Source organism: Roseibium sp., from assembly GCF_965276855.1.
GTDB lineage: Bacteria > Pseudomonadota > Alphaproteobacteria > Rhizobiales > Stappiaceae > Roseibium.
The window spans coordinates 1,573,619-1,593,058 of record NZ_OZ255700.1 but is presented as its reverse complement, the minus strand read 5'-3'; the positions used below and the strand labels follow the sequence as shown (position 1 = coordinate 1,593,058).

At 58.1% G+C, this 19,440-nt stretch carries 18 protein-coding genes; 13 read left to right on the top strand and 5 right to left on the bottom strand.

Annotation, left to right across the window (positions count from 1 at the left end):
- The first annotated feature begins 87 nt into the window (after positions 1–87).
- Positions 88–684, top strand: coding sequence for a TetR/AcrR family transcriptional regulator (locus tag ACQY4Z_RS07235; RefSeq protein ID WP_306149964.1), 597 nt, complete (start codon positions 88–90; stop codon positions 682–684).
- A 116-nt stretch (positions 685–800) separates the two neighbouring features.
- On the opposite strand, the gene ACQY4Z_RS07230 is transcribed toward ACQY4Z_RS07235, so the two are convergent.
- From ACQY4Z_RS07230 to ACQY4Z_RS07220, 3 genes are read right to left on the bottom strand one after another with little or no spacing between them, the layout of a single operon-like run.
- On the bottom strand, positions 801–1,415 hold the full coding sequence (locus ACQY4Z_RS07230) for a transmembrane anchor protein (protein WP_428527964.1): 615 nt from the start codon (positions 1,413–1,415) through the stop codon (positions 801–803).
- Between the two features lie 12 nt (positions 1,416–1,427).
- Positions 1,428–2,159 carry a HupE/UreJ family protein gene (locus ACQY4Z_RS07225; RefSeq protein WP_428527962.1) on the bottom strand — a complete coding sequence of 244 codons (732 nt, stop codon included), beginning with the start codon at positions 2,157–2,159 and terminating at the stop codon, positions 1,428–1,430.
- Between the two features lie 54 nt (positions 2,160–2,213).
- Complete coding sequence (locus ACQY4Z_RS07220) at positions 2,214–2,492, bottom strand: hypothetical protein (protein ID WP_428527960.1); 279 nt, start codon at positions 2,490–2,492, stop codon at positions 2,214–2,216.
- A 526-nt stretch (positions 2,493–3,018) separates the two neighbouring features.
- Here ACQY4Z_RS07220 and ACQY4Z_RS07215 point away from each other — a divergent pair.
- The 8 genes from ACQY4Z_RS07215 to ACQY4Z_RS07180 all read left to right on the top strand — a co-directional run bounded on the left by ACQY4Z_RS07215 (position 3,019) and on the right by ACQY4Z_RS07180 (position 12,592).
- Positions 3,019–3,471 carry an ABA4-like family protein gene (locus ACQY4Z_RS07215; RefSeq protein WP_409689343.1) on the top strand — a complete coding sequence of 151 codons (453 nt, stop codon included), beginning with the start codon at positions 3,019–3,021 and terminating at the stop codon, positions 3,469–3,471.
- Between the two features lie 37 nt (positions 3,472–3,508).
- Positions 3,509–4,273, top strand: a complete 765-nt coding sequence (locus ACQY4Z_RS07210; RefSeq protein ID WP_428527958.1) for a hypothetical protein — start codon at positions 3,509–3,511, stop codon at positions 4,271–4,273.
- 263 nt (positions 4,274–4,536) lie between these two features.
- Positions 4,537–5,502, top strand: coding sequence for a glycine--tRNA ligase subunit alpha (locus ACQY4Z_RS07205; RefSeq protein WP_428527956.1), 966 nt, complete (start codon positions 4,537–4,539; stop codon positions 5,500–5,502).
- Between the two features lie 337 nt (positions 5,503–5,839).
- Positions 5,840–6,397 (top strand): LemA family protein, encoded by a 558-nt coding sequence (locus ACQY4Z_RS07200; protein ID WP_428527954.1) that lies wholly within the window; start codon positions 5,840–5,842, stop codon positions 6,395–6,397.
- 22 nt (positions 6,398–6,419) lie between these two features.
- Positions 6,420–8,381, top strand: coding sequence for a DUF2207 domain-containing protein (locus ACQY4Z_RS07195; protein ID WP_428527952.1), 1,962 nt, complete (start codon positions 6,420–6,422; stop codon positions 8,379–8,381).
- 258 nt (positions 8,382–8,639) lie between these two features.
- On the top strand, positions 8,640–9,860 hold the full coding sequence (gene gltS / locus ACQY4Z_RS07190) for a sodium/glutamate symporter (RefSeq protein WP_428527950.1): 1,221 nt from the start codon (positions 8,640–8,642) through the stop codon (positions 9,858–9,860).
- A gap of 137 nt (positions 9,861–9,997) precedes the next feature.
- A complete protein-coding gene (gene glyS, locus ACQY4Z_RS07185) occupies positions 9,998–12,085 on the top strand; it encodes a glycine--tRNA ligase subunit beta (RefSeq protein WP_428527948.1) in 2,088 nt (695 codons plus the stop codon).
- A gap of 66 nt (positions 12,086–12,151) precedes the next feature.
- Entirely contained in the window at positions 12,152–12,592 is a 441-nt protein-coding gene (locus tag ACQY4Z_RS07180; RefSeq protein WP_428527946.1) for a 6,7-dimethyl-8-ribityllumazine synthase, read from the top strand.
- Between the two features lie 72 nt (positions 12,593–12,664).
- Here ACQY4Z_RS07180 and ACQY4Z_RS07175 read toward each other — a convergent pair whose 3' ends face one another.
- Positions 12,665–13,900: an MFS transporter gene (locus tag ACQY4Z_RS07175; protein ID WP_428527944.1), complete on the bottom strand. Its 1,236-nt coding sequence runs from the start codon at positions 13,898–13,900 to the stop codon at positions 12,665–12,667.
- Between the two features lie 409 nt (positions 13,901–14,309).
- On the opposite strand from ACQY4Z_RS07175, the gene nadA reads away from it, so the two are divergent.
- From nadA to nadC, 3 genes are all read left to right on the top strand, one after another.
- Complete coding sequence (gene nadA, locus ACQY4Z_RS07170) at positions 14,310–15,392, top strand: quinolinate synthase NadA (protein WP_428527942.1); 1,083 nt, start codon at positions 14,310–14,312, stop codon at positions 15,390–15,392.
- 99 nt (positions 15,393–15,491) lie between these two features.
- Complete coding sequence (locus tag ACQY4Z_RS07165) at positions 15,492–17,096, top strand: L-aspartate oxidase (protein WP_428527940.1); 1,605 nt, start codon at positions 15,492–15,494, stop codon at positions 17,094–17,096.
- Positions 17,097–17,110: 14 nt separating this feature from the next.
- Entirely contained in the window at positions 17,111–17,971 is an 861-nt protein-coding gene (gene nadC, locus ACQY4Z_RS07160; protein ID WP_428527938.1) for a carboxylating nicotinate-nucleotide diphosphorylase, read from the top strand.
- A 6-nt stretch (positions 17,972–17,977) separates the two neighbouring features.
- Here nadC and ACQY4Z_RS07155 read toward each other — a convergent pair whose 3' ends face one another.
- Positions 17,978–18,571, bottom strand: a complete 594-nt coding sequence (locus ACQY4Z_RS07155; protein ID WP_409689369.1) for a HupE/UreJ family protein — start codon at positions 18,569–18,571, stop codon at positions 17,978–17,980.
- Positions 18,572–18,903: 332 nt separating this feature from the next.
- Here ACQY4Z_RS07155 and ACQY4Z_RS07150 point away from each other — a divergent pair, with 332 nt between their 5' ends.
- On the top strand, positions 18,904–19,404 hold the full coding sequence (locus ACQY4Z_RS07150) for a YqhA family protein (protein ID WP_133948196.1): 501 nt from the start codon (positions 18,904–18,906) through the stop codon (positions 19,402–19,404).
- Positions 19,405–19,440: the final 36 nt, after the last annotated feature.

The window sequence follows — 19,440 nt, the reverse complement described above, 5'->3', positions numbered from 1 at the left end:
CAAGGGGAGAACGATTGGCACAAATCAAAATATGATAAAGAACATTTTTAAAGGCGGTGCTAAGTACACCTCGTATCGGAGGAAGCGATGCCCTACAGCGCTGAGCATAAGGACAAAACGCGAAAGAAGATTGTGGAGACAGCCCGTGTCCTGTTCAATCGGCATGGCTTCAACGGCGTGTCGATCGACATGGTGATGCAGGAAGCCGGACTGACCCGCGGCGGTTTTTACAATCATTTCAAGAACAAGGAAGAGCTCTTCAGCGAGGCGGTGATGAGCTTTCTGATGGGGCGCGGCGCAGAGTGGCGGGAAGATGCCGGTGTCGATGTCAGCAACTTGCGGCCCGAAATGGCCCACCAAATGATCAACGCATATCTGTCGCCAGAACACTTAAATGATCTTGATGGGCAGTGCCCGATGATCGCATTGCCTTCGGATATTGCGAGAGGTGGGGTAGAGGCCCAGAAGTCTTTTCAGACCCTGCTGGAGGCGATGGTCTCTCTATTTGAGACTAATATGTCCTCCGACGACAGCACCAACCGGCAGTGGGCTCAGGCGATCGCTGCGCTGTGCGTCGGCGGAATGGTTCTTTCCCGTGCGCTACCGGATTCAACGCTGGCGAAGGAAGTGCGCGTTGCTGCGGGCCAATCGGCAAAACGTCTCCTGAGCGAAGGTCAACGTTAGGTGTTTGGAGCAGCGGCGGCTCGCAGATTGGAATGTCGTCTCAATTAATTTGGTCGGCTAAGTAATGGGTTTATTGGGTGCCACGCGCCCTTTGACGAGGGCGCGTGGCAGCCAGCTTAGTCGCTGCGGACCAGGCCGGAGTAGTCTCCGCGCAATTGCAGGGTGACCGTGACTGCTGACTTATCGCGGTTCCGCCAGAACCAACCATGATCCCCTGCGAACGGGGTCTCAAAGCTTCCTGCGCCCGAGGTTTCGCCGCGGCCCTTTTCATAGGTCACGTTTTCCCCGCCAGCGTGGGCGTGCAGATCAAAGTTGATCCGTCCGCCGTCAGCCATCCAGGCATATGTCAGCGTGGCGCCCTTTTCCATGGTGGCCTTGATCTCGGTGTAGGCACCGGGTTCAAGGGTAAAGGTCACGACGTCTTTCCAGGCGTCTTGCGCCTGGGCGGTGGAAACGAAAAGCCCCAACACGCCGTCGATCAGCGACGATGAGTCCTGGCTGCCATGAAGTTTTTCGTCTTCGGCTGCTTCCTTCGCCAGTTGTTGCTTGATCTCGCCCATCTCGGTGAGGCCGAGCACACTGCCGACACCCGTCGGATCGATGCCGTACTCAGCTGGCAGGTAGACCATCACGCCAATGGCCGCAGCTCCTATGGCGGCCACGACGGACATTCGGCCCAGTTGCCGATTGCTCGGCAGGTCTTCAAGTTTCGGCTGGGGTGCGTTGTACATTGCTGTCTCCGATCATGAGGTGCTGGCGATGTAACCGGCGATTTGCTGGTAGGTCAGCAGCACGCCAAGGAATACCATGATGATGTTGGCGATTGTGGCTTGGCGCATGAAATTCGGACTTTTGCGCCAATATCCCATGACGATGAGGATCACAAACAATGCCAGAAGCTGTCCGATCTCGACCCCCACATTGAACGCCAGAAGATTGGCGAGGAGGCCATCCGGGGAGATGTTGTACTCCAGGATTTTGGAGGCCAAACCTGTCCCGTGAAACAGGCCGAAGATAAGCGTTGCGGCCTTCGTGTTCGGCTGAAACCCCAAAACTCTTTGAAAGACGCCGAGGTTGTCCAGCGCCTTGTAGACCACGGACAGGCCGATGATCGCATCGATGATGTAGGCGTTGATACCCCAGCCGTACCAGACACCAAGAAGCATGGTGACGGAGTGACCAAGCGCAAACAGGCTCACATAGATGGCCACATCCTTCATCCGGTAGAGGAAGAAGACGACCCCCAGCAGGAAGAGGATGTGGTCGTATCCCGTGACCATGTGTTTGGCCCCGAGATAGATGAAGGGGATGATGTGAACCCCCCAGATTTCCTGGATGTATCCCGCATCGCCGGGCGTGACATCATGCGCGGCGGCGGTTTGAACGCCAGCGGCGTAGAAGAGAAATGAGAGTGACAGGGCAAAAACAAAGGCGTGAGTCAGCCGTGTCTGCCCATGAATAGAAGTAGGCTTCATAAGGTCCTTCCAAGTGTATAACAGATTTCTGATGAGCCCGAACCGGGCAATCTGTCAGGTCCTTGGAGGGCGCTCCGGGGGAAACACAAAGGCGGACGTCGCATCGCTGAAGGGCAGCCGCCAGGATGATGTGTCAAAGACGTGAGGGGATTTCGGCGCCGGTTTCACAAGCACTGCGGAGTTGTGGTCATGGTCACCCAGGTCGTGTTGGTGGCCGTGCATGGCCCAAAGCAGATCGAGTTCAAACCCATGCGAATGGCCGTGGTCTTCAATCATCTCAAGATGATCTTGCACCGTATCGAGATACTTCGGCGTGTGAGACGCCGCAGGCACCGTCGTCCAGACGCACAGGCAGAGGCAGAGCAGCCCTGCCAGGAGCCTCTGCCATTCCGAATGTTTTTGGATCCGCATCCAGTTCAAAACGGGTTCCTGTTTACATCAGGTTTCCAACGACGAATCGCTTTTTGTCCGTATCGCCTCGATTAGGCGCGAAATATGGCCAAATGGAGAGAATTGGCAACCCTTTTGCTCTTTGAACCGGTGGCTTGTCCGGAATAACCTTGAACTTGCTCACCACCATTGATCGCGCTTCGGTCCATCAAGTGAAGAGGCGCTTCCATCGCCAGCTGGAGACCAATTCTTAAAGCCCGGAGAGGCGCGCAAAACCCGCAATTGGGACGTATGTGGTGGAATTTACGGACCAGACAGAAAGCGAGCGCAGGGTCTTTTGCCCTTCCTGTGGGAGATGTTGCTTAGATGATCTTGCCGCCGAACTGCCCATTGATGTGATCCAGTTCGGAAGTTAATGCTTATAACATTCGTATCTGTTGAGAATTTGAGCGACACTGGCGGAGATCGAATGACACTGGATCAGGTATTCTCAATCACCGGCACGATCGCCATGGCAGGCTGGGTCATCCTGGCCGTAGCCCCCCGGCGCTGGCCCGTGCTCAACGCACTTCCCCGACTTGTTCTGCCGGCGGTTCTAAGCCTGTTTTATGCCGCCTACATTTTTGCATTCTTTGCGGAATCTGGCGGAGGTTATGACAGCCTCGCGGACGTGCGCCAGCTCTTCACACTCGACGAACTTCTTCTGGCGGGCTGGATCCATTATCTGGCCTTCGACCTGATGGTTGGCGCTTATCTCGCCGACCGGCTCGATAGAGTGGGTATCGGCCGTCTGCTGCAACTGCCTGTGTTGGCCGCAACGCTGTTCTTCGGCCCTGTGGGTGTCATTCTGGCGCTGTGCATGGAAGGGAGCGTGCGCTTTGTTTCCTTCAACACGAGAGGGCTCGCCCATGTCCGGGTATGATGACGCCGCAGCATGCGATCCAGCCAGGGGCCCTTCATTGTCTGTGGTCCTGGCTGGCTTCTCAACGGCCTTGTTGCTCGTGTCTCTGGCTGCCAGTATCGTTGATCCACGGCTTCTGGACGGGGTGCCGGTCTGGAACAAACCTGCAAAGTTCGCCCTGTCCTTTGTGGTTCTCTTTGGAACCATCGCCTGGCTGGAGACACGACTTTCCCAACCTTGGCGAGCGGGGTGGCTGCTTCGCGGTACAATGGCCGTCATGGCCATCTGCATGATCGCGGAAATGGGATACATCATGATGCAGGCAGGTCTTGGGCAGGCCTCCCATTTCAATCTGTCGACCCCGTTCAATCACTTCATGTATACAGTCGTGATGGCCTTTGGAGCAGTCCTTCTGGTTACCGGTATTGGGGTCTTTGGATATGCGGCCTGGGCGGACAGGCAAGCCGACCTGACACCGGCTTTGCGTATCGGCACCGCCTTGGGTTTCGGCGTGTCTTTCCTGCTCACACTTTTTGTTGCCGGTTACATTGGAGGTCAGGAAAGCTCACTGATTGGGACCGTTGGCACCAACCATTCCACCTTGCCGTTTTTGGGGTGGTCTACCGAGGTTGGCGACTTGCGGCCTGCCCATTTCCTCGCGCTGCATGCCATGCAGGTTCTGCCGCTGTTAGGATATCTTCTCGACCGCTGGGCAATTTATCATCGGCCGGTATGGGTAGTGTCCGGCACAGTTGTCTATACGGCTGCGACACTCTTGCTTTTTGTACAGGCGCTTGCCGGACAACCCCTGATCTCGCTCTGAACTTTTAAGCCGTGATATGGACTGGGGCCATCAGTTGGGGGCTGCACCCAATCCGGGTCTCCGACAAGAACGCGCAAGTGTCAGGAAAGTCAACGGCCGGCACAGCGTTGGAGAAGCAAAAAGGGCTCAAAACCAAGTCGCCCCATAGCTTCCTTTGGCCGAACCCTTGACCTCTCCCGTCCACCGTGGCACCTGTCGCGCCAACAGGCGAGGGGGAACCCTTGCCGCAAGCAATTGGTCCCCGTTCTCAGGAACACAAAAAAATGTCGAGCGACGTTCCGGCGCATATGCGCCCTGAAAACTCCTTCCAAGGCCTCATCCTCACCCTTCAACAGTATTGGGCCGACCAGGGCTGCGTGGTTCTGCAGCCCTATGACATGGAAGTCGGGGCCGGAACGTTCCACCCGGCAACGACCTTGCGCTCGCTTGGACCGCGCCCATGGAAAGCGGCCTACGTGCAGCCGTCCCGCCGGCCGACCGATGGCCGCTACGGCGAGAACCCGAACCGCCTGCAGCATTACTATCAGTTCCAAGTGCTGTTGAAGCCGTCGCCGTCCAATCTGCAGGAGCTTTATCTCAATTCGCTCTACGCCATCGGCCTCGACCCGAAGGTGCACGACATTCGCTTCGTAGAAGACGACTGGGAAAGCCCGACGCTCGGCGCGTGGGGACTTGGCTGGGAATGCTGGTGCGATGGCATGGAAGTGTCGCAGTTTACCTACTTCCAGCAGGTCGCGGGCTTTGAATGCTCACCGGTTTCCGGCGAGCTAACCTATGGCCTGGAGCGCCTGGCGATGTACATTCAGGGCGTCGATAACGTCTATGACCTGAATTACAACGGCATGGAAGGCGCCGATAAAGTCACCTATGGCGATGTCTTCCTGCAGGCCGAGCAGGAATACTCCCGCTACAATTTCGAGCACGCCAACACCGAAACCTTGTTCCAGCACTTCAAGGATGCGGAAGCCGAATGCCGCGCCATTCTGGAGGCCGGGGCCAAGGCGCGCGACGACAACGGTCTGTCGGTTCATCAGGTGGTGCTGCCGGCCTATGACCAGTGCATCAAGGCCTCTCATGCCTTCAACCTGCTCGATGCCCGCGGCGTGATCTCCGTGACCGAGCGCCAGAGCTATATTTTGCGGGTTCGCGAACTTGCCAAGGCCTGCGGCGCAGCGTTTCTGGAAACGGAAGCCGGCGGTGTCGGCTATCACAATCAGGCCGCTGAATAAGGCCGGGGTCCAACAATAATCCTGACGAGGTCACCCCGGACGCAACAGTGTTCCGATCCGGGGCCCACGCGCAGATCCACGTGCCGAAACGTTTGAAGCGAAGTCACCACCGCTCTGCAAACGAGTAGATCCCGGCTCGCGCTTCGCTTGGCCGGGATGACAAACTGCCGAGTTGCAGCTGTAATAACATCAGCTTAACCCCGGTAAACTCGTCTCGGACCGTCAAAAGTGTGGTCTGGATTACACTTTTACCGTTTTGGCCGTTTCGCCTACGGCCGGGCGATGACATCCGCTGAAAGTCCGGCTAGCCTCCGCTGAAGATGGTTCGGAGGTTTTTATGGCCACGTGGTTTATTCTCGCTCTTTTGATCGCGCTCTCGGTTTTCGCGATCCTTCTTTACAACGCGCTGGTGAAAAAGCGGCAGATGGTCGAGGAAGGCTGGAGCGGGATTGATGTCCAGCTGAAGCGCCGGGCCAACCTGATCCCGAATCTCGTTGAGACGGTGAAGGCCTACGCGTCCCATGAGAAAGAAGCGCTGGAGAACGTAACCCGGCTGCGCACGGATGCCGCCGCTGTTTCGGGAAGCGACATTGCTGGCCGGGCCAAGGTCGAAGGCGCGCTGACCCAGGCGCTGGGCCGTTTGTTTGCCGTCGCCGAAGATTATCCAGACCTCAAGGCCAGCCAGAATTTCGCAGATCTGCACAATTCCCTTGATGAAATCGAAAACGCCATCCAGATGGCCCGGCGCTATTACAATGGCGCAGTGCGCGGCCTTAACGTTGCCGTAGAAAGCTTCCCGTCAAACCTGATCGCGAGCCAGTTCGGTTTTCAAAAAGCAGAGTATTTCGAGATCGAGGACGCGGCGGAGCGCGCTGTTCCGAAGGTCGAGTTTTAGGAAGTTTCTGGGAGATCCGATCATGCGGTTCCATCAAGGTCTGATGGCGGTCCTGGCGGCTGTCTTGTGGCTCGTGACAGTCAGCGGTGCGGTCTCGGAAGAACGCATCCTCACCTACGTCTCCGACATCGACGTTCAGGAGGACGGATCCTTAATTGTGACGGAAACCATCCGGGTCCGGGCCGAAGGCGATGAGATCAAGCGTGGCATCTTCCGCGACATTCCCTTGCGTGCGAAAGACGCCAATGGCTGGGAGCATGATGTGCCGTTTGAGTTGCTGGAGGTCTTGCGGGACGGGCAGCGCGAAAACAAGTTCACGCGGGACAACGGGCGCGGTGTCCGGATCTACATTGGCCGCGAAGATGTGTTTCTGGATCCCGGCGTTTACACCTACACGATCAAATACCGCATGTGGCGCCAAGTTCGTTTCTTTGACGGCTATGATGAAGTCTATTGGAACGCGACCGGCAACGAGTGGATCTTCCCGATCGATGAAGCCGTTGCGAGGGTCCGCTTGCCTGCTGGGGCCGACGCTACGCAATATGCCGCCTACACCGGCGCATTCGGCTCTGATGCGACCGATTATGAGGCCTCCGTCGACCCGGCAACGGGACAGGTGGTCTTCGAGACCACGCAGCCGCTCGGCGCTTACGAGGGCCTGACGGTCGCGGTCGGATTCCCGAAGGGCTTTGTCGCAGAGCCAAGCGAGTCTGAAAAATGGGACATGTGGCTCCAGGACCAGCGGGTCTTTGCGATCGGCGCGCCCGCGGTTCTGATTCTTGTTCTTTACTACTTGATTTCCTGGTGGCGCGTTGGCCGGGATCCGGCCCGCGGTGTCATCTTCCCGCGCTTCAAGGGACCGGATGGCGTGTCGCCGGCGATGGCCAACTACATTACCAATCGCGGGATCGAAGGGCAGCGCTGGGTTGCACTGGCCGCGGCCTGTCTGAGCCTTGCCACCAAGGGGCGTCTCAAACTCTCAAAAGACGACAAGGATCTTGTTCTGGAAATGCCTGAGGAGGGCACACCGATAAACGATGAGCCGCTGCCGAAAGGCGAGGCCGTTATCGAAAGTTACATCCGGGGCCGGGGAACACCGCTCGCCTTGAATGACAAGAACGGCAAGGCGATCAGCGCGCTGGGAGACAAATTCGTTTCAGCGATCAATCGCGAATACAGCGGGGTCTATTTCAAGCACAATGGATTTTATCTACTGCCGGGTCTTGCGGTCAGTGTTGTGACGATCTTCTCGCTGTTTTATTTCGGCAATTTGAGCGATGCGCAGTTCGAGCAGTCCTTTCTGTTCGGCTTTTTCACCATTTTTGGAATTGCGGGCTCCGTCGGCCTGACAATTCTGGTTCAAAGCCTGTTTGACAAAACGACAGGGCGAAGCTCCAAGGCGCTGGCATTCTGGCTGGTTTTTGCGGTGATTTTTGCTGGCGCGGTCTACCTTGTCATGCACCTCACCGCGTTTATCCTTCAAATCCCGCCGGAAATTCCCCTGCTGCCCGCATTTGTGATCGGGATTGTCCTGATGTTCATTGTCTATGCCAATGTCATCGACATCCCGACCACCCATGGCCGGGTGGTCATGGACGAGATCGAGGGCTTGAAGCTTTATTTGTCGGTCGCCGAAAAAGACCGTCTGAACATGACGGATGCGCCGGACATGAGTGTTCTTCATTTTGAAAAGCTGCTTCCCTTTGCGGTTTCGCTGGGCGTTGAAAAGCCCTGGACCACGCATTTTGAAACCTGGCTGTCGAGTGCAGCCAATGCAGGACAGTCGCGTGAATACCGCCCGAGGTGGTACAGCGGCCGTGACTTCGACAGCCGGGACATCTCGCGCAGCGTTGGCGCAACGGCAAGTGCCATGGCCGGATCTTTCCAGTCCTCCTTGCCGGTGTCTTCCAGCTCCAGTTCCGGCTCGTCCGGTGGCGGGTCATCCGGCGGTGGCGGAGGCGGTGGCGGCGGCGGCGGCTGGTAGGCAGCCTTTACCGCCATATTTGCCGCCCCTGCGCCGGAACGGCTTGGCGGGGCTGGGCCGTTGCCGCTGTCCCGGCCCTGAGCCGGGACCGGGCGACGTGGCCCCGGACCATGTCCGGGGCGGCTCCGATGCTTCTAATAATCTGCAGAATAGCGAGCGGGGAAGATTGGTAGCCGGCCGCGCTGGCTCGGCGCTGAACTGGTAAACCTCGTCATTCTTCGCTAGGGTCGCCTCGGGCTAAAAAGGGGCAGGTTTGATATGAGCGGCGAAGTGCTGACGCTGGATGAGTTTCTCAGCTTCAATATTGCGATTCTTGTTTATTTTCTGGGCGTTCGCCTGAACAAGCAGTTCGCGTTCCTGCGCCACTATAACATTCCAGAGCCGGTCTCAGGCGGTTTGATGGTCGCAACACTCGCGCTTGTTGCCTACGGGGTCTTCGACAAGGAAATCAGCTTTTCGCTGGGTGCGCGTGATTACCTGCTCTACTGCTTTTTCACCGCCATCGGTTTGAACGCCCGCTTCTCGGATCTTGCCAAGGGTGGCAAGCCGCTGTTGATCCTGTTGATGCTGACAGTCGGCTACATGCTGTTCCAGAACGTCATCGGCACCGGGATCGCCGTTGCCATGGGATTGCCTGTCGGCTTTGGCCTTCTGGGCGGAACGATCTCGCTGGTGGGCGGTCACGGCACGGCGATTGCCTGGGGACCACGCTTGGTCGAGCAATACGGCGTTGTCGGTGCCGTTGAAATCGGCGCGGCAACGGCAACTCTCGGACTGATCGCAGCGAGTTTGCTGGGCGGCCCGATCGGCAACTATCTGATCCAGGTAAAGGGCGGCAAGCCGGACCCGAACCGGCCGGATGAAGGTCCGGTGATCGGGATCGAGACCGAAGACGAAGCCGATACCAGCGTGACCCATACCGGCCTGATGCGGGCGATCCTTGTGCTGAACATCGCGATTGCGCTCGGTGTCATGCTTCAGGAAGCGCTGGTTTATGGCTTCAATCTGGATCTGCCGGTGTTCGTCTGTTGCCTGTTCTGCGGCATCATCCTGTCCAACACCGTGCCTCTCATTTTCAAGAACATCATCTGGCCGGCCCGGTCGCGCTCACTCGCGGTGATCTCGGATTTGGCACTTGGAATTTTCCTGACCATGTCGCTGATGAGCCTGCAGCTCTGGACCATCGCTGGGCTCGCCGGACCGATGATGCTGATCCTGGCAGCTCAGATCATCGGGGCAGGGCTGTTCATCATCTTCGTGCTCTTCCCCGTGATGGGGCGGGACTACAATGCCTCGGTGCTTGGCGCGGGGTTCGCGGGTTTTGCGCTGGGCGCGACCCCAACGGCCATTGCCAACATGACGGCGGTGACCAAGCAATACGGCCCGGCCATGCAGGCCTTCCTGATCCTGCCGCTCGTCTCCGCCTTCTTCGTCGATCTCGCGAATGCGGTGATTATCGTACTGTTTCTGGGGAACTAGCCCGCGGTCACCGTGTCTTTGAAGTGCCTTCGCGCGTATGTGCTTGCCAAAGGGGGTGACAAGTTGCAGCTGACTTGGTAACGGACGGCCAACGCATTTCCGGTGGTTTCCACCCAGACCCGAAGGCTTTTGACCCTATGCCCGATCTTCTGCTTGAGCTGTTCAGCGAAGAAATCCCGGCCCGTATGCAGCGCAAGGCGGCCGAAGACCTGAAAACGCTTGTGACCAATGCCTTGGTGGATGCCGGTTTGCCCTACGAGGGGGCCAAAGCCTTTGCAACGCCGCGCCGCTTGGCGCTTCATGTTGCCGGTGTGCCAGCCGGCTCTGCCGCGACCCGGGAAGAGCGCAAGGGCCCGCGCGTCGGCGCGCCGGAAAAGGCTGTTGAAGGGTTCTTGCGCGGGGCCGGGCTGGCCTCCATTGACGAGGCGACGATCCAGACCGATCCGAAGAAGGGCGACTTTTATGTGGCCGTGATCGAGAAGCCGGGCCGGTCCGCCATCGACATCATTGCCGACTTCATGCCGGGCATCCTGCGCAACTTCCCGTGGCCGAAATCCATGCGCTGGGGCACGACGTCGACCCGCTGGGTGCGCCCACTGCATTCCATCATCGCAACATTCGGTCCGGAAACCGAAGAGCCGGATGTCGTGCCGTTCGAGTTTGACGGCATCAAGTCGGGCAAGACCACCCGGGGTCACCGGTTCCTTGCAGATGTCGCCTTCGATGTCCGCCGGTTCGACGACTATGCGCCCGCCCTTGAAAAGCACAAGGTCGTGCTGGACGCGGATCGCCGCAAGGAGATCATCCTTGCCGACGCAAAAGACCGCGCATTGGCGCTTGGGCTTGAGCTTGTCGAAGATCCGGGGCTTCTGGAAGAAGTCGCCGGCCTGGTCGAATGGCCGGTCGTTCTTACCGGGTCCTTTGATGAGGCGTTTTTGGAAATCCCGGACGAGTGCATTCAGTTGACCATCAAGGTCAACCAGAAGTGCTTTGTGCTGAAGGACCCGAAAACCGGCAAGCTTGCCAACAAGTTCGTTCTGATCTCCAACATCGTTGCACCCGATGACGGCCAGCTGATCATCGCCGGCAATGAGAAGGTGATCCGTGCGCGCCTGTCGGACGCCCAGTTCTTTTGGACCAGCGATCTGAAAACTAACCTCACCGATAATCTGCCGAAGCTGTCGGATGTGAAGTTCCACGAAAAGCTTGGCAGCGTCGGCGAACGGGTTCAGCGCCTGATCGCGCTCTCCGCAGAGCTTGCACCGCTGGTTGGCGCGGATGCAGCCAAGGCCAAACGCGGTGCGGAACTTGCCAAGGCCGATCTTGTCTCCGCGATGGTCTTCGAGTTCCCCGAACTGCAAGGCCTGATGGGCCGCTACTACGCCACCGCACAGGGCGAGGACGCCTCGGTCGCGACCGCGATCGAAGAGCATTACAAGCCGCAGGGTCCGAGCGACAACGTGCCGGCCGATCCGGTCGCGATTGCCGTGGCCTTGGCCGAAAAGCTCGATCTTCTCACCGGCTTCTGGGCGATTGACGAAAAGCCGACCGGCTCCAAGGATCCTTATGCCCTGCGCCGCGCTGCTCTGGGTGTCATCCGGATTGTTTTGGAAAACAATTTACGCCTGAAGCTGGGGGATCTGATCCTCTCGGCGCTGAAAGCCCAGTCTGCAAAAGCGGATGATGAAGCCGCACTGGTTGCCGATCTTCTCTCCTTCTTCGCCGACCGCTTGAAGGTCCACTTGAAGGACGAAGGCGCGCGCCATGATTTGATCGATGCTGTCTTTGCCTTGGACGGTCAGGACGATCTTTTGATGGTCGTGAAACGCGTTGAAGCCTTGCAGAAATTCGTCTCGTCCGATGACGGCACCAACCTGGCAGCCGGCTACAAGCGCGCGGTGAATATTCTGAAGGCGGAAGAGAAAAAGGACGGCAAACCGGTTACCGGCAGGCCGCACGCGGATCATCTGTCCGAGCAGGCCGAGATTGATCTGGCAGCTGCCATCGACACGGCACGTGCGGAGGCCGCCGAGGCTGTGAAATCGGAAGACTTCGAAGGCGCCATGGAGGCGCTGTCAAAACTGCGTGCTCCGGTCGACAAGTTCTTCGAGGACATTCTGGTCAATGCCGACGATCCGGCACTTCGGATGAACCGCCTCCAGCTGCTCGCCGAAATCCGCGACGCCACCCACGTGGTTGCCGATTTCTCCAAAGTCGCCGGTTAACTCACAGATCCGGGCCTCATCCGATGAGGCCCGTTCCACTTGTTCTGTTGCATATAGGAGTCAGCCGTGACTGCAGCACCAACCCGCTATGCCTTCATCAAGGCCAACTGGCATGCCGACATCGTGGACCGCGCTCTGGACGGGTTTTGTGAAGTGATCCCGGCCGACCAGGTCGATGTCTTCACCGTGCCCGGCGCCTTCGAAATGCCGTTGCTCGCGCGCGATCTGGCCAACAGCGGCAAATATGCTACTGTCGCTGCGGCGGCTCTGGTGGTCGATGGCGGGATCTACCGGCATGACTTTGTGGCGCAGGCCGTTGTCAGCGGCCTGATGCAGGCGGGTCTGGACAGCAATGTGCCGGTCCTGTCGGTGTCTCTTACCCCGCATCACTTCCAGCCGACCGAGCACCACATCGGAATCTACAAGGACCACTTCGTCGAAAAAGGCCGGGAAGCCGCGCAAGCGGCCCTCATGATCGGCGAAACCCGGGAGAGCCTGAAGGGCTGAGGGGCTCGGATAGTAGAATTCGGGACGATGAAATGAATAAAGCCAGACAGGGCTGCCTGCCTGGCTTTTTGTTTACTCCGCTGCCTGCTGGGCGAGACGGTCCACGGGCTTTTCCTGGATCGGCCAGTGGATGATGGCCGCTGCAATGCCAAGGGCAATGCCCATCCACCAGATGGCGTCGTAAGAGCCGGTTTCATCGTAAAGTTTGCCGCCGAGCCACACACCCAGGAACGAGCCGATCTGGTGCGATAGGAACACAAAACCAAACAGGGTTGCCATGTAGCGCGGCCCGAACATGACGGCGACCAGCCCTGAGGTCGGTGGTACGGTGGACAGCCACAACAGGCCCATGAGCGCGGAGAACACAAGCACCGAAATCGGGGTCACCGGCAGCATGATAAAGCCAAAGATGACCACGGCCCGGGCAAGATAGATCAGCGACAGGAAGATCGGCTTGGAATAGCGCCCGCCGATGTATCCAGAAGCGAGCGAGCCGACGATGTTGAACAGGCCGATAAGCGCAATCGAGGTCGCACCCCATGACGGATCGAGCCCGAGATCAGCTATGTAGGGCGGCAGGTGAACGGTGATGAAGGCCACGTGGAAGCCGCATACGAAAAAGCCAATGGTCAGCAGAACAAACCCGCGGGTGCCGAATGCCTCGGCCATCGCGCTTGTGAGGCTCTGGTCCGCAACAGCCTGATCGGAAGAGGGTGGAGCGGCCTTGCCTTTCAGAGCGATCGCCAAAAGCGGGATCAGGGCGATCAGTCCCATGAAAACGATCAGAGTCTGCTGCCAGCCAATGCCGGCAATCAGCGCACCGCCCAGTGGGGCAAACAGGAACTGCCCGAGAGACCCGGAGGCCGTTCCAATGCCGAAAGCGAGAGACCGTTGCTCCGGCGACACTGTCCGGCCAAACGAAGCCAGAACAAGTGAAAACGATGAGAAGGCGACGCCGAGGCCGATGAGGACACCTGCCGAGAGATGCAGCGCCACCGCGCTTTGGGCATCGACCATCAGGAAGAGGCCTGCTGCATAAAGCGCCGCACCAATGGCCATCGCTTTCCAGGTGCCGAACCGGTCGGCGAACATCCCCGCAATCGGCTGGCCGATCCCCCACATGAGGTTCTGGATGGCAATCGCCAGCGCGAAGATCTCCCGGCTCCAGTCGCGGGCTTCTGTCATCGGCTGGAAGAAGAGGCCCATGGCGGAGCGGGGCCCGAAGGAAATCAGCGCGATCAGACAACCGCAGGCGATCACCAGGGGAATGTTGGGGCCATCGCGCCGCGATGTGGATGCAGTTGACATCAGAACCTCTCATCGTGAATTGCCGATAAGATACTCCCGTCCGCCAAAACGGCCAAACGTGTATTTGTGATGTGTCCATCAATCTTGAGAATGAATTGCCGGTTGAGGTCAACGGAAGGCCGGACCGTCCCTAAGTGCAGACGAACTCCTGCAGGCCCAAAATGCCCTTTGGTTAGCCGGCGTTGGAAACGGTATATTTTGTCAAGGAATATCAATCGCTTGCGAATTGTTTTTGTATTAATTGCCAGAAAGTAATAGATTTTGCCGCGAAAGCCTCTTATATAAACTCCGAACGAGCAAAAGAGTTGGGCGCAAGCCCGTTTTCTTTTGAACTTAATATGCTCAAAATGAGTATAAGTGTGCATCGGACCAAAACACCGGTGTTCGAGCCAAAATGAGGGAGGTCGCCATGACCATTGCCCAAACAACCGTACCGGTCGGCACACCGATCAAGGACGGCCTGTCGGCCCTGGATCGCTATGGCAAATTGAACCGTCCAGATCTGAGCTATACCGCCGAAGTTGCTGAAGCGACGGCCCCGATCTACGAGAAGGTCAAACACATCATTCCGGAGATCGAGTGGCCCGCCTTGGCCCCGACAATCCACGCGATCAACAAGCTGAAAAAAGAGCGGAATGCGGTCATCCTGGCGCACAATTACATGACACCGGACATTTTTCATGGCGTGGCCGATATCGTGGGTGACAGCTTGCAGCTTGCGATCGAGGCGACCCGCACCGATGCGGAAGTCATCGTCCAGTGCGGCGTGCACTTCATGGCGGAAACCTCCAAAATCCTGAGCCCGGAAAAGACCGTTTTGATTCCGGACATGAAGGCCGGCTGTTCCTTGGCCGAGTCCATCACCGGCGCGGATGTACGGGCCTTGCGCGAGCGCAACCCAGGCATCCCGATCATCACCTATGTGAATACGTCTGCCGACGTGAAGGCCGAATGCGATATCTGCTGCACGTCGTCCAATGCCTTGCAAGTCGTTGAGAGCTTCGGCGTCGACAAGGTGTTCCTGATTCCGGACAAGTATCTGGCAGCGAACGTCGGCAACAAGACTGATGTCGAAGTCCTGATCTGGGATGGCGCCTGTGAGGTTCACGAGCGGTTCACGGCACAGGAGCTGCGGGATTATCGGAAGATCGAGCCGGAAGTGAAAATCATTGCGCACCCGGAATGCCCGCCCGAAGTGGTCGCGGAAGCTGACTTTGCCGGCTCCACCGCGCACATGATCGATTGGGTGAAGACCAAACAGCCGGAGAAGGTGATGATGATCACCGAATGCTCCATGGCAGACAATGTCGCCAGCGAGACCCCGGAAGTGAACTTCATCCGTCCGTGCAACCTGTGCCCACACATGAAACGGATTACCTTGGACAAGATCCTCGATACCCTTCTTGAGATGAAGGACGAGGTGGTTGTCGATCCGGTGATTGCCGACAAGGCGCGGGTGGCGGTTGAGCGGATGATCAACTTGAAAATTTGACCGCTCAAGGTTAGGTCACACATCTTCAAATGAATATCTTCCGGGCTTGGGTCCGGAAGCTCTTTTTGGGCATCGCCCAGTTCCATCCAGGAAGGTCCCATGGCCATCTCGACCGATGATTTTGTACCTGCCTATCCGGGCAAGGATGTCGATGACGTTGTCATTTTGGGCGGTGGTTTGGCCGGCCTCTTCTGTGCACTGAAGTTGAGCCCACGGCCCGTTACGATCATCTCCAACGCACCGATCGGGCAGGGCGCGTCGTCCGCCTGGGCCCAAGGCGGTATTGCTGCTGCGATTTCTGAAAAGGACTCGGTCGAAAAACACCGCGACGATACGTTGGCGGCCGGCTGCGGCATTTGCGAAGAAAACATAGTCGATCAGATGACCCGCGAAGGCAGCGAACGCGTTCGGGATCTTCTGTCTTATGGCGTGCCGTTTGATCAGGATCTGGAAGGCCGCCTTCAGTTGTCCCGGGAAGCGGCGCACTCGCACAGCCGGGTCGTCCGTGTTCGTGGCGACATGGCCGGCAAGGCGATCATGGACGCGCTGATTGCAGCTGTTCGCCGAACCCCTTCGATCCGGGTGCTTGAAGGCTATATGGGCGAAAGCTTCATCGGTGAAGGCCGGTATGTCACCGGTGTTCTTGCCCGGCGCCGTGGCGGTTTGGAACGAATGGCCTTCCCGGCAAAGGCGGTTGTTCTGGCGTCTGGCGGCATCGGACACCTTTATGCCATGACGACCAATCCCGGCGAAGCCAATGGCCATGGATTGGCGATGGCCGCCCGCGCCGGTGCGGTCATTTCGGATGCCGAATTCGTTCAGTTCCACCCAACGGCCCTGGATGTGGGCTCCGATCCCGCTCCCCTGGCAACCGAGGCCTTGCGCGGCGAAGGCGCGATCCTTGTCAATAAAGCCGGCGAGCGGTTCATGGAAGGTATCCATGCCGATCTGGAACTCGCGCCCCGTGACATTGTCGCCAGAGCCATTCATCGGGAGATCCTCGAAGGCCGCGGGGCTTTTCTCGATTGCCGGGAGGCGATTGGCGCCCGCTTTAAAGACGACTTTCCAACCGTGTTTGCCGCCGCGCAAAGCGCTGGCCTCGACCCGGTAAAAGATCTTCTGCCGGTCGCACCGGCCGAGCATTACCACATGGGCGGTGTCCTGACCGATGCCAACGGCCGGACATCCCTCGACAATCTTTGGGCTGCAGGGGAAGTTGCCAGCACGGGTGCGCACGGCGCCAACCGGCTGGCCTCCAATTCCCTTTTGGAAGCCGTGGTGTTTGCCGCGCGCATTGCGGAAGATATCCAAGGTTTGATGCCGACGCCGCGCAGCGCCTTTTGGGACGAGATGGACGCAGCGCCGGGTCTGCCGAGCCAGCGGAACATCGAAGAGCGCGATGCGATCACGGTCCTGCGGAGCACGCTCTCTGACAATGTCGGTGTTCTGCGCAATCGGGAAGGCCTGAGAAAGGCGTTGGCGGATATTCAAAAAGCCGAAAGCGTCTGTGTGCGCCAGTCCATTCAGAACATGATGGTGACCGGCAAACTGATTGCCGCAGCGGCGCTCATGCGCGAAGAAAGCCGCGGCGGCCATTTCCGTACCGATTTCCCGGATGAAAACCCGGCGATGGCCAAGCGGTCCTACACGACCTTGAAAGAGGTCAACGCGCTTGTCGCCGAGAGCCTCGAAACAGCGATCTGATTGCGAGTATTTCCATGCCGAGACATCTGCCGGACCTGCCGCGCCTGATGGTGGACGATGCCGTTAAGGCGGCCCTTCTGGAAGACTGGGGCCGCGCCGGAGACATCACGAGCCAGGCAACCATCCCGGCAACCGCCCGTGCTAAGGCTGTCATTGCAGCGCGCAAGCCGGGCGTGTTGTCTGGTGTTACACTTGCAGAAAGCGGGTTCCGCCAGACGGACGCCAGCCTGTCTTTCGCAGCTGAAAAACAGGATGGCGACCGGCTTGAACCCGGTGATGTTGTTGCCCGGATTAACGGGCCGGCTCGCGCGCTGCTGTCGGCCGAGAGGGTGGCTTTGAACTTCCTTGGCCATCTTTCAGGGATTGCCAGTGCTACGGCACTTTTCGCTGACCGGATTGCCCACACCAAAGCGTCGATCGTCTGCACGCGCAAAACAACACCAGGTCTGCGCGGGTTTGAAAAATACGCAGTGAAATGCGGGGGCGGATCCAATCACCGCTTCGGTCTGGATGATGCGATCCTGATCAAGGACAATCATATCGCCGTTGCCGGCGGTGTAGTAGAGGCTATCTCTGCGGCCAAGGCCTATGCCGGGCATCTGGTAAAGATCGAAGTTGAAGTCGATACGCTGGAGCAACTTCAACAGGCGCTTGGCGCGGGCCCCGATGTGATCATGCTCGACAACATGCCGCCGGAAACGCTTCGTAAGGCGGTTGAGATAACCGGAGGCAAAGCGCTTCTGGAAGCCTCCGGCGGAATAGAACTGGACACTGTCCAGGCGGTTGCCGAGGCCGGGGTCGACCTGATCTCGTCAGGCTGGATAACCCATTCGGCCCCGGTTCTCGATCTCGGGCTTGATATCGAAATCAGCTAATCAGTCTCAGCTCACGACAAGCAGAACACCGCCTGCCGCCGTTATAGCTCCGATGGCGCGGATGATTGTTTTGGCAACCGGGCCATCCCGGCCGGCTGCCACATTCGCACCATGGCCGATCAGCACACCGGCTGCGTGAAGAATGGCCGTTGCGAGCGCGAAACCGGCGGCATAACCGAGCCAGCCGGCATCCCCCATCTCGCCGCCATGCGCATGTCCGTGGCACAGTCCAAAGACAGCGACCAGGGCAATGCTGAGCCAGCTCGGCAGGTTGACGGCTGCTGCCACGATCAAACCAAGAATGATCACGGACGCCAGAATAACCGGTTCCACATATGGAATAGGAACGCCGCCGAGGGACAAGCCAAAGCCAGTCAGCATTGCACCAACAAATACAGTCGGCAGCAACCAGATTGCGCGGCCGCCGGCAAGCGCCGCCCACAAACCAACGGCGATCATCGCTAGAACATGATCAAGGCCGAACACCGGATGCGTGAAGCCGGCGGCAAAGGAGCCATGCTCTGCCGGGTCCAGGTGGGCGAATGCGGGCGAGGCCGAAACGGCCACAAGCAGCGCGGCGGCGGCGAAACGAATACTCATGTGTGATCCTTCATTTGGTCTTTCGGGTGCCCCGGAGTGGGTCGCACCTGACATGTGGGTTTTGGGTAACCCTTCGCGGTTATGGCTGATTCTTTTGCCTTTGAAAAATCAGATAAAATACGAAGGCATTTTGTTTTGATTGAGCGCTGCTCTGCGCACCTAAAGCTGTGAGGCCATTATCTTCCGGTCGGATGTATGTTGGCAGAAGCCAACTGGCGTTTTCAATGAACCGGCTTGATTTTGAACAATGCGTTGCCCGGCGAAATTGCGCTGAATGATCCGTAGAGGGTCGTAGTCCAGAAGCATCGGTTTCAACTGGCAGGAAGGAATGAATGAGCGACAAGGCGGACGATACAGAAAAAGAAATGGATGTAGTCACGCGCTTGACCAGATGGGCTCAGATCCCGCTTCTGATCGGGCTTGCCATAGGCATGATGCTGTTTCTGGTCACATTCTTTGTCGATATCCTGGATGCGGTCCGGACTTTTGAATTTATGGATCGCAAGAAGACCATTCTGCTGATCCTCAACCTGCTGGACATGGTGTTCATTGCCAACCTGGTGATCATGGTGGCGACAAACACCTACAACAGCTATCGGATCCGGGCCTCTGCGCATGGCGAAGATTACATTTTGCAGGGCCAAATGGCCTACCGGCGCATGAAACACCGGATCGTCTCCACGATCATCATCATCTCCTCGATCCATGTTCTGAGTGAGCTTTTGGAGTACTCCCAGGCAACCGCGCTGCAAGTGGCCGCCTTGTTTGGTTTTCATTTGATCTTGCTGGCGACCTATGTTGTGACCAATGTCTTTGAATCAAACGAGAGATAGTGCAGAAGCGCTGCCCCTTGAGACACTGGTCTTGAA

Bases quoted from the DNA above. Each gene is read 5' to 3' on its own strand.
- ACQY4Z_RS07235 (WP_306149964.1), top strand. From the start codon at position 88: ATGCCCTACAGCGCTGAGCATAAGGACAAAACGCGAAAGAAGATTGTG.
- ACQY4Z_RS07230 (WP_428527964.1), bottom strand. From the start codon at position 1,415: ATGTACAACGCACCCCAGCCGAAACTTGAAGACCTGCCGAGCAATCGG.
- ACQY4Z_RS07225 (WP_428527962.1), bottom strand. From the start codon at position 2,159: ATGAAGCCTACTTCTATTCATGGGCAGACACGGCTGACTCACGCCTTT.
- ACQY4Z_RS07215 (WP_409689343.1), top strand. From the start codon at position 3,019: ATGACACTGGATCAGGTATTCTCAATCACCGGCACGATCGCCATGGCA.
- ACQY4Z_RS07205 (WP_428527956.1), top strand. From the start codon at position 4,537: ATGTCGAGCGACGTTCCGGCGCATATGCGCCCTGAAAACTCCTTCCAA.
- ACQY4Z_RS07200 (WP_428527954.1), top strand. From the start codon at position 5,840: ATGGCCACGTGGTTTATTCTCGCTCTTTTGATCGCGCTCTCGGTTTTC.
- ACQY4Z_RS07195 (WP_428527952.1), top strand. From the start codon at position 6,420: ATGCGGTTCCATCAAGGTCTGATGGCGGTCCTGGCGGCTGTCTTGTGG.
- gltS (WP_428527950.1), top strand. From the start codon at position 8,640: ATGAGCGGCGAAGTGCTGACGCTGGATGAGTTTCTCAGCTTCAATATT.
- glyS (WP_428527948.1), top strand. From the start codon at position 9,998: ATGCCCGATCTTCTGCTTGAGCTGTTCAGCGAAGAAATCCCGGCCCGT.
- ACQY4Z_RS07175 (WP_428527944.1), bottom strand. From the start codon at position 13,900: ATGTCAACTGCATCCACATCGCGGCGCGATGGCCCCAACATTCCCCTG.
- nadA (WP_428527942.1), top strand. From the start codon at position 14,310: ATGACCATTGCCCAAACAACCGTACCGGTCGGCACACCGATCAAGGAC.
- ACQY4Z_RS07165 (WP_428527940.1), top strand. From the start codon at position 15,492: ATGGCCATCTCGACCGATGATTTTGTACCTGCCTATCCGGGCAAGGAT.
- nadC (WP_428527938.1), top strand. From the start codon at position 17,111: ATGCCGAGACATCTGCCGGACCTGCCGCGCCTGATGGTGGACGATGCC.
- ACQY4Z_RS07155 (WP_409689369.1), bottom strand. From the start codon at position 18,571: ATGAGTATTCGTTTCGCCGCCGCCGCGCTGCTTGTGGCCGTTTCGGCC.
- ACQY4Z_RS07150 (WP_133948196.1), top strand. From the start codon at position 18,904: ATGAGCGACAAGGCGGACGATACAGAAAAAGAAATGGATGTAGTCACG.